Below are 781 nucleotides of genomic sequence, written 5' to 3'. Positions count from 1 at the left end.
TAGGGGAGGGGAAACAGGAGGCAGGTGCTTGTGGCGTGGGCTATCAGGCGGTTGGTCGCGTCGGTCAGGCGGGCTTCGGCCAGGGCGGTGCGGCGGCCGCTCTGCAGCACGGTGCCCTCGCAGCGCAGGACGCCGCTGTCCACGGTGACCGGGCGGAGGAACTTCACGTTCAGGTCCAGCGACGTGTAGCCGACGCCGGCGGGCAGCGTGGTGTGCACGGCGCAGCCGGCGGCGGTGTCCAGCAGCGTCGAACTGCACCATCGCGCGAGCGATGGCGATCCTCGGCGAGCGGTGGACGCTGGTGGTGCTCCGCGAGGTGTTCAACGGCGTACGGCGCTTCGACGACATGCGGGTGCGTACCGGCATCCCCCGTCAGGTGCTGACCAACCGGCTGGCCGCTCTCGTCGAGCAGGGTGTGCTACGTCGCGAGCCCTACCGGGAGCCGGGTAGTCGGCTGCGCCACGAGTACCGGCTGACCGAGAAGGGCCTGGACCTGTGGCCGGTGCTGGTCGCCGTGCTCGGGTGGGGTGACCGGTACCTCGCCGACCCGGAGGGCTCTCCGTTGAGCGTGGGGCACCGTGACTGCGGCGCGGAGGTGCGCGTCGAGCTGCGCTGCGCCGACGGGCATGAGGTCGCCGAGCCCCGCGACGTGCTGCCCCGTCCAGGCCCCGGCGCGCACCGTCGTACCCCCTGAGTCGGTCACCCGCGCGTCCGCGCGTCCGCGCGACCCTCACCGCAGACATCGACGGCCGTGCGTGTCCGAAACGCATATGGCGACGGT

General features: G+C 72.2%; 1 protein-coding gene and 1 pseudogene. One reads left to right on the top strand and one right to left on the bottom strand.

The features are described from left to right. A pseudogene (locus tag F8271_RS31615) lies at nucleotides 1-251 on the bottom strand (PaaI family thioesterase); the annotation flags it as partial. A 20-nt stretch (nucleotides 252-271) separates the two neighbouring features. Between F8271_RS31615 and F8271_RS31610 the strand changes: the two are divergent. Then, a complete protein-coding gene (locus F8271_RS31610) occupies nucleotides 272-694 on the top strand; it encodes a helix-turn-helix domain-containing protein (protein WP_151493423.1) in 423 nt (140 codons plus the stop codon). Nucleotides 695-781: the final 87 nt, after the last annotated feature.

It is taken from the genome of Micromonospora sp. ALFpr18c (assembly GCF_008868155.1).
Lineage (GTDB): Bacteria > Actinomycetota > Actinomycetes > Mycobacteriales > Micromonosporaceae > Micromonospora.
Note: the sequence above shows the minus strand (reverse complement) of the source record. Positions and strands in the feature narration are given on the sequence as shown.

Coding starts and splice junctions, on each gene's coding strand:
- F8271_RS31610 (WP_151493423.1), top strand. CDS start 272: ATGGCGATCCTCGGCGAGCGGTGGACGCTGGTGGTGCTCCGCGAGGTG.